Genomic DNA, 8024 nt, shown 5'->3' on the forward strand with positions numbered 1-8024 from the left:
CTTTTAACTCAGGACACTAGATACGTGTGACATTAGTCTCACAGCGACACGCCTTGACTTGCTAACTACTTAAACATGAAGCTTCTCTGCTTTTTGAATTCAATATAATCCATAGTGTTGATTTGGCTTGATTTTCGCCTAGTGCCGCCAGTGGAGGTTTTTACCAGTAATTCATTGCTTCCGATTATCGCGGAATTGATGTCATCACTATGAGCCGGGGTGTGGTTGTAGATCATCTCATAGAAGCTTTTTACAGAAAGCGGCTGGCCAGAATCGCAAATGAAGCGCGGGATATCCTCATGAAGCTCATCTTTTGCTTGGTCTCTAGCCGATGCATCAAAGAGGTAGAGCGTCTTATTTTCATTCGGGTCATGGGCTAACATATTAAGTCCCGACCTACCATAGTGTGCCTGTGTCTCGCTATTCTGGTGCAGGATGTCGTTGTATACCTGTCTGGCCCTATGGGAGTTGGCAAGATGTATTAACCAATATCGCCAGCCATCCGGATTGTTTATCGAAAAAGGGCTGACAAATTTTGCACATTTCTGAAAGGTGTCGAAAACTATCCGTTCAGCAATTCCGAGCCATTCTCGCTTCGAGGCTTGCTTGACCAGGGCCTCAAAATCTTGCTCGGTAAGTTGCAGATAAGACAGCTGTGCTGCCAGAGCTTTCGGATTATTTTGCTCCAAGAACGCCAGCAAGGCAGTGATGACGAACGTATAGAATACCTCAACGGACTCATTTAGGCCCATCATGTCAATCAGGGTCTCAGTCCGAACATGGCTATGACCACATTGGTCAAGATTGAAAATTGTGCTTTTATGCCGTTCGGAGCGAATTAGAGACTTTATTGTTGGGTAGGCTTCTTCGAAGAAGTTGCTAAAGTAGTGTGTGTTTATTTTTAGGTGATTGTTGTTGAGCTTGGTATGTGTGAGTGCCGGGGCCAGGTTGACCTTCAACAGTTCGATAACGTTTTTGTCTGCGTCGTTTAGGATAAGGCTGCATTCGATATCAACCAGCGGCATATTGTTCATTGCCCGACGTAGATTGATGTCAGTTATTGCCCGGTTCAGTTCCTCTACAAAAATAATAGGAGAGCCAGCGGCGCCACAATTGTAGCGACCCGCGCCACTGAATCCATCGACCACCGCCAAACGAAATTTCCTGACAAGTGGTGATGTACAACGAATTTTCACATAGTTATAAAAATATTCGCGAAGAATCTGATGCTTCTTCCTTGAGTGCTCAGCTAGGGTTGCGCCTTCTTCCCAAGCGTACTTCTTCTCAGCCATGGCTTTTCCTTGTCAGGCGACGGTCGATCTATTGGGCCATGCCTACCAATTTAATAGGCATTTCATCCCAAGTCTTGCCACGATATTCTCTACCGTTGGCTTTTTTTGAGCGGCGAACATTGTCTTTACCCCATGTTCCCCACTGTTTAAAGAAAAATGCTGTCCCGCTTTCTAGGCACTGAGTATAAATCTCATCGATCCAACTCTCTTCGATTGGACGCGCTTTGTTTCCGCTTTCACCGCCGACTATTGCCCAGTCGATTTCCGAAAGATCGATACTGCCGACAGGGCCAATGAGGGGCTCGAAGGAAATGAACCGAATCTGGGCCGGAGTTTCTTTCAAATGTAGGACTCGCTTAGCAGCGTCAGCATCTTCAACGGAGGTGCCCAACCATACGTTCGGAAGTACCTCAGCGATGACTTCGTTGAGGATCTGTCTCATGCGCTGAGGACGCTTGGTCAAAATCTGGTAGTTGTGATGTGGCGTCTCCCGCATCACCTTCCAGACTGCAACGATGAACTCGTCACTGACCTTCTCATGGAAAAGATCGCTCATGGAGTTCACGAACACTTTTCTCGGCTTCTTCCATCGATACGGGATGGCCAAAGCGTCGCGATCTTCGACAATTGAGCCGTTCCAGACGATGCGCTTATTCTTCTTGCGGGTCAGCCCCACGTACTTTGGAGTGCCCATGGCTTCGAGGCGACGTGCCATCTCCATGGCATAGCAGTTTTTGCACCCGGCGCTAATGATGGAGCAGCCAGCTACTGGATTCCAAGTAGAGTCCGTCCACTCGATCTGTGTCTCTGCCATATCCCTTCCTAGCTCCTCGTTTGCGTTCCTGGCTGGCGCATTTGTCTCCGAGTGAGCAGAGTTCGGTGTCCATCATAATGAATTCCTGCCTGTAAGGGCAGTCTTGCGGCTAAGCTGGCGCGCTTGGTTGACATTTGAGGCTTTGCTTTTCCCGCCAAACCCTCCGATCAGACGATCTTTGATCGCGCCGATCGGAGGGCTCACTCGCTTTTTCTCGCAGCCACCGCGTCCCACCCTCTCATTTCATATCTGATTGCCGCTACACCTTCCTTCCCCGTCAGTCATTGGCTCATGATCTCTATCGGTACAACATGGCCTCAGTGTCAGAGCAGATCTTTTCGTGGGGTATGAATGTAGGTGTGGCGACACCGGCGACACCGGCGACAACCCACGTAGAACGTGGCCTGGAGCATGGCGACAAAAGTGGCGACAGTCGCCACTTTTTGAGCACATTGGCCGTGACCCTTGACCGCTTTTTCGCGTGGGTATAAAAATTGGCGCATGGACCGCTGTCGTTGACAGCACCAGCCCAGGTAGCCAGAACCTTTAAGGCTACGCCACTCGCGTGGTGGTTCTTCCCCAAGTGCGATTAGCGTCCGGCGGCTCGCACGGTCACTCTCCAAGAGTGATGGATGCCTACTCGACCAATCTGCCCACTGCGGCAGACAATGGACCTACCTCGCTGCGCTGCAGCAACCTCACCCATCGGCATACATCGCTGCGCCAGAACTCGCCCGTCTCTTTCTTCTGGAAAGAGACGGGCGCTCGTACCACTGCTGCACGCCACGTCGTACATGGCATTGCCGCAACTCTCCTCGTGACAATCGGCCTGACAAATCCGATTTGTCGCCATCCGCAACGACACAGGTACCGGTGCCGCAGCCTACGGAAGGGCTGTACCTGACTGACAGTCAGGCATGCCCCAGGTGCCCAGGTCTTTGCTTTTTCCCACCCAGGACCTCCAGGTGCCGAACTCGTCAGTCGGCGCAGCCTCCACCCGCCCGCATCTTCGGATGCGTCTAATAAAGGCCAGATTCATGGGTTCATGCCCTCGCTCCCGGTTGTAAGGAGCCGTTCGTTCCGCGTCAGTGAACACCTCACAGGCCGCAGGGGCCTTGATCCGTGATAACGTGGCGGGCCTACGTGAGGACAACCAGCAATGAACGAGGAGAGGGCCCATGCAGCAACTAGATCCGAAGCTTGAACTACCACGATTACCTCGACTGCTGATTGAGTCGAATCCCGTGGCTGAGCCTTATCCGGTGCAGGCATTGGGGGGGATTCTTAGGCCCGCGGTTGAGCGCATGGCCGAGGTCATTGGTGTGCCCCAAGCGCTGGCCACTCAAGGTCTTGCGGGCTTGCAGTTCGACGGGAGAAATTACCCCTGAATAAGTGGCCGTATTCTTTGGGCTTTAGCCGTTTTATTAGGGCTAATGCATCTATTTAGCCTTCTATTTCCCCAATAACCCTATATGAAATGGACACTATTTGGACACTTTTGTATGGGGGAGGGTGAGCCTTCTCGAATCGACGGTGCGGATCGAGACGTGATTGCTTATCGTTGAATGGTATCGTATCATAATACCATTAATAACAAACAGCTCAGCACCCTCAAAGCCATCTTCTCAAGGCCCACTCCAGCCACGCTGGAATGGGCTCGTATTGAATCGTTGTTCGGGGCAGCCGGCGCCAAGACCATTGAAGGCAATGGGTCGCAGGTACGTTTTGAGCTGAACGGTGTGGTCGGTACCTTCCATCGACCACACCCAGATAAAGAAGCCAAGCCCTACCAAGTTCGTGATGCGCGGGCTTTCCTTGAACAAGCAGGAGTCACCCCATGAACGTGATGAATTACCAGGGCTATGCCGCCCGGATTGAGTACAGCGAAGAAGACAATCTGTTTGTCGGCCACATTGCAGGCATTACCGATGTCGTTGGATTTCATGGCGAGTCGGTACAGGAGCTTCGTGCTGCATTTGAAGAGGCTGTCGTCGATTACCTGGACACTTGCGCCAAACTCGGTCGCCCCCCACAGAAACCCTACTCAGGGAAACTTAGCCTGCGCTTAGAACCGACACTGCACGCCACTGTCGCTGTCAAAGCCCAGCTGGCTCACAAAAGCATCAATCAGTGGGTGTCCGACGTTCTCGATCGTGAGGCCCACGTTTGACCGTGCCCGCTTTCGCATGAACTTCTCGATGAAGAAAATTGAAACGGCGCGTCTCCCCACATATTGTCTCAAGCCCTTGCCACGTAAGGGCTTGAGTGCCCTCAACGCCAATCACGGTCTCGCTCTTTCCAGATAGCGCTGAAGACTTGCTCAATTTTGGAAAACACACCCAACCCCGCGTTTTCCAATTTTTGACCGCTCTAGACCGGGCCTCTCTCATTCTCGGGGTCAATGCCTCGGCAAGGGCCGAGAGTGACAAATCATTTCCAAAAACTGAAAAGCCTTTCACAAAATGAAAAACGCCCCAACCCGCCAGGCCCCGCAGCCAGCCTGGGCCGGAGGGCTGTTTTCATCACACAAATCTTTTCGCAAAATTTCGACGCAGACCCCGTCGGAGGGGGGGGAGTGCGTTTCATGGCGGACTTTATTTGCAGCGTGGCTTTTCCCGGCGCAAGGTGGCTGACCAAGTTTGTCGCAAAGCGGTTGAGCGGTTGAGCGGTTGAGTTAAGCAAAGGATAGCCCTCCATTGGGCGGGCTTTGCTATCCATTAATCGGCTTTAGCTTCGCAGCCAGAGTCGCGACCGTGACTGCGCCAGCAGTGAACTCTTCTCGTTATCCGGTGGGGCGTCGGTCCATGCTTACACCAGGCAATCTTCGTGTTCATCTGCTCCGTCAGATCGATTACAGCGCACAGCACCTGCAGCACGTTGAGCCCTTCAGACCTGATCCAGGTCTTCGACGCGATCAGGCGCTTACTGACCGCCGCTATGCTCTTACGCAGTCCCTGAATCGTTCCTGCATACCCCCCCCAACACTGTGGCGTTGTGCTACCCCATCAACAGGTTCAGGTCGAGCCCCGTGGTCCACCACTGTCAGGCTGGCCGATCCCCGACAGGCGCCTCAGAACGCCCTGTGTCTCGATCGTCTACCCATGTTCGAGTTCTATCTGCCTCCCTGCATCACTTTTGTGATGCGGGTCTCACCCTTACTTTCACGCAACACACTGTACGACGAGCGGTTATGCATCCATAAAAGGACGGACTATATTCAATCTCAGCGAACGTAATTGGCGCTACACCTATGGACAATAAAGGACTTGACCATGAGCCTGGAAAAGTCACATGCAACATTCCTGACTTGTGATGCTCTGACCGTTGGTAGTTTGCCTGTGCATGCAGATGGTTTTGTAGATGGTCTCTTATCGATAATAGGAAGTGTTCCAAACTATGTTTTTTTGGTGCTGGCAACCTATGTAGATGGGCTCATTGGCACTAGCAGTTCGTGAAGTTAATTTGTTTATCTAAAGGCGTCAAAGATGCGGTGCGAAAAATTTTAAATGGATGAGCGAATCAACCGTTCGGATCAGCAGGCGTAGGCATAAATTGAATAAGTGCAGCTAGATGAATTCATTGATAGTTGATCAATGAATTAAATAAAACACTGTCTCTTGATGTTGTCAGCGACTGGTGTGGGATAAGCTTGTCGCAAGCTTGATTTTTAACTTGCGTTAAGTGTGTTTTTTGCTTTTAGGCTTTGTAAAAGGATAAAATATGAAAAAACTCATTTTGGTGTGCACCCTAAGCTGGCTTTCGTTGATGTCCATAAATGCATTTGCAGACTTTTCGATTTGCCTCGATGCTTGTATTTTCACTGACGTAAGTTGCCGGGCTATTTGCCTCAACCTACCAACCCCATAATCTGTAATAGACAGTTTGGTAAGCTCCAAGGAGGGTGCTTGGGGCTTATTTTTTATACTGTTACTGTTTAAAATTGGTATTTTGGGGGAGTGGTTAGGTTGTTTGAGGTACCTTTAAACTCTCAATGAATCGTTTCAGCATGGCGACCATGCCGTCAAGGAAAAAACACCGCTTATCGTTAGTGGCAGTGTGTTATTTTTTTGTCTGGCGACTATGCTGCTTTAAAGTAAGCGCTGTTTGAACGAGAAGCTAGCATTTGTGGTCCGAGCCTTGCTCAAGGCAAGACCTAACGCCCCCTGGTCATGCCTTGGTCGCACGACAACAGGTAAGTACCGAAGAAACAAAAGCCCGCCGCTCGGCGGGCTTTTGTTATTCCGTAATCGTCTTTAGTTTCTCGGCCAGAGTCGTGGCCGTCACTGCGCCGGCAGTGAACTCACTGGCGTTATCCGGTGGTGGCGTCGGTCCATGCTTATGCCCGGCAATCTGCGTGTTCATCTGCTTCACGAGATCGATGACATCGCACAGCATCTGCAGCACGTTGACCCCTTCGGAGCCGATCCAGGTCTTTGGCGCAGTCAGGTGCTGGCTGACCGCCGCTACGCTCTTGCGCAGTCCCTGAATTCGTTCCTGCATATCACCACCCACGGTGGCGTTGTGCGTCTGCCCCACCACCAGGTTCAGGTCGCGCGCTGTGGCCAGGTGCATTCATCTACCGACGCCAGGCTGTCGGATCCGTCCGATAACAACTTCAGCGCGCCCAGGGCTTTGATGGTCTTGATGCCCCCGACCGACTCGGTGCTGTGGTCGTCGGTGGTGACGGTGGTGGTCTGGTACTGCTCAGCGTTTTCCAGGGCCTCCATATAGCGCTCACTGGCTCGGTCGGTAATCTTGGCGTCGGTCTGCCGGGTCCGGTTGCCTTCGGCGTCAGCACGCTGCTGGACGGCTTCGCTGTGCTGCCACAACTGGTCGCCCTTCGGGACCTTGGGCAGGCTCAGGCCATGGGGCAGGATCTGGAGGATAAGCGGCTTGTTTGGCAGGCCATAGGCAAGCTGATCACCACCGTGGTGCCTTCCTCTGGAAAGCCAAAAAATCCCGCCTCCTCGCCACCGCTGGGCACGGGCAAGGCCACCCCGAGCAAGTTCGGCAAGTTGGGATCGGTTTCCCCATCCGGCCCCAGCACTTCCAGATCTACCGCATAACGCGGCCTGAAGTCGTCGCATAGCCCGCTGTCCGCCGGCGGATCGGCGACAGCCAGCACGCGGGCAAAACGTGGTAGGTGGTAATTACCCGTAAGCTCCGGAAAACGACGTTCAACGATGCGGGTTTGGATGGCCATCTCTGTGCTGGCGAGCGTCACGCTGGTGATGCGTTCGCCTTGGTTAATGGTCGCACCTGGGCGCAACCCGGGGAGGGTCGCCTCGGTGGCACTGCGTTTGCCCTGGTAGTTGTTCAGCAGTTCGATCGGCAACTGCAGCGGTGGTTTGTTGCCCCAGAAGCTGTCGGCCCAACTGCCGACGTAGACTTCGCCGTCACCCTGCTGGTGCCAGACGAAGTCCGGGATGCTGAACACCTGGGCCAGGCTGTCCATGGCCTGAATGCCAGCGGCCAGTGAGTTGAAATACGGGGTCCTGTCTTGGCATACGGCGCATCAGGTACCCGAAAGCGTAACCCTGTGTTCTTGCTGATCTCGAGCAGCACCTCACTCAGGTTGACGTGACGCAGGCCCATGGGCAGCGGCTGAGTCAGGATGGCCGCGACCTCACGGCAATGCGGAGTGGGTATTAGAGGGCGACATTGAAGGCTGTTTCGACAATATCAGCCATGACTGGTTGATCGCCGACGCAACGCGGACTCGACAACCCCGAGTGAACGGCTAGCTTCGATGTAGCTGTAGTTTTGCTTGAACACGAGGTCGGCAGCCTCGCGTTTGAATTGAACAGAAAAGGAACGGCGTTGTTTGGTCATCAGACACCTCGATCTGGCGAGCATTCTCGCCTAAACGGGTGTCCGGTTTCATAAGACCACTACAAATCGACTCACTTTTGATGCCA

At 52.8% G+C, this 8024-nt stretch carries 5 protein-coding genes and 4 pseudogenes; 4 read left to right on the top strand and 5 right to left on the bottom strand.

What is annotated here, in order from left to right; all coding sequences use genetic code 11:
• Positions 1 to 65 precede the first annotated feature (65 nt).
• Together J7E41_RS10045 and J7E41_RS10050 are read right to left on the bottom strand one after the other, a co-directional pair.
• Complete coding sequence (locus tag J7E41_RS10045; protein WP_214992284.1) at positions 66 to 1292, bottom strand: three-Cys-motif partner protein TcmP; 1227 nt, start codon at positions 1290 to 1292, stop codon at positions 66 to 68.
• Positions 1293 to 1320: 28 nt separating this feature from the next.
• On the bottom strand, positions 1321 to 2106 hold the full coding sequence (locus J7E41_RS10050; RefSeq protein WP_214992286.1) for a DUF5131 family protein: 786 nt from the start codon (positions 2104 to 2106) through the stop codon (positions 1321 to 1323).
• A gap of 1178 nt (positions 2107 to 3284) precedes the next feature.
• Between J7E41_RS10050 and J7E41_RS10055 the strand changes: the two are divergent.
• From J7E41_RS10055 to J7E41_RS10070, 4 genes and pseudogenes are all read left to right on the top strand, one after another.
• A pseudogene (locus tag J7E41_RS10055) lies at positions 3285 to 3491 on the top strand (hypothetical protein); the annotation flags it as partial.
• A 201-nt stretch (positions 3492 to 3692) separates the two neighbouring features.
• Positions 3693 to 3947, top strand: coding sequence for a type II toxin-antitoxin system HicA family toxin (locus J7E41_RS10060; RefSeq protein ID WP_214992292.1), 255 nt, complete (start codon positions 3693 to 3695; stop codon positions 3945 to 3947).
• The gene (locus tag J7E41_RS10065) at positions 3944 to 4276 is read left to right on the top strand and encodes a type II toxin-antitoxin system HicB family antitoxin (RefSeq protein WP_214992287.1); all 333 of its coding nucleotides are present in this window, start codon (positions 3944 to 3946) and stop codon (positions 4274 to 4276) included. The genes J7E41_RS10060 and J7E41_RS10065 overlap by 4 nt, the downstream gene beginning before the upstream one ends.
• 1102 nt (positions 4277 to 5378) lie before the next feature.
• Complete coding sequence (locus J7E41_RS10070) at positions 5379 to 5561, top strand: hypothetical protein (RefSeq protein ID WP_214992290.1); 183 nt, start codon at positions 5379 to 5381, stop codon at positions 5559 to 5561.
• Positions 5562 to 6342: 781 nt separating this feature from the next.
• Here the strand turns inward: J7E41_RS10070 and J7E41_RS10075 are convergent.
• The 3 pseudogenes from J7E41_RS10075 to J7E41_RS10085 form a co-directional block, all read right to left on the bottom strand.
• Positions 6343 to 7309, bottom strand: a pseudogene (locus J7E41_RS10075) (hypothetical protein).
• Positions 7298 to 7740: pseudogene (locus J7E41_RS10080) on the bottom strand (hypothetical protein); the annotation flags it as partial. The pseudogenes J7E41_RS10080 and J7E41_RS10075, both read right to left, overlap by 12 nt.
• Positions 7741 to 7809: 69 nt before the next feature.
• A pseudogene (locus tag J7E41_RS10085) lies at positions 7810 to 7938 on the bottom strand (transposase); the annotation flags it as partial.
• Positions 7939 to 8024 lie beyond the last annotated feature (86 nt).

This window comes from Pseudomonas fluorescens (assembly GCF_018614655.1).
Classification (GTDB): Bacteria; Pseudomonadota; Gammaproteobacteria; order Pseudomonadales; family Pseudomonadaceae; genus Aquipseudomonas; species Aquipseudomonas fluorescens_BX.